1 protein-coding gene is annotated in these 210 nt (G+C 50.0%); it reads right to left on the bottom strand.

All coding sequences use genetic code 11. From position 1 onward, the window contains the following. The coding region (locus NE473_RS32515; protein WP_256265760.1) for a hypothetical protein at positions 1 to 210 on the bottom strand (210 nt) is incomplete at both ends.

Below are 210 nucleotides of genomic sequence, written 5' to 3' on the forward strand. Positions count from 1 at the left end.
TAGTTCCATACGTCTTTGACGCGCTGTTCACCGTGATGGTCACATTTCTCGGCCTGATCACTACCGCCGCACTTACGGCTTCAGTTTCCTTGTAATTCGGATTCGTCGCCTTTACGTATACGGTATGTGTTCCTGCTTCCGTAAAGGTCGGGGCCGTCTCACTGTATTCTGTTCCGTTGGTTGAATACAGCAGCGTAGATCCTTCCTTCT

The organism is Hungatella sp. SL.1.14 (assembly GCF_024460495.1).
GTDB lineage: Bacteria > Bacillota > Clostridia > Lachnospirales > Lachnospiraceae > Hungatella > Hungatella hathewayi.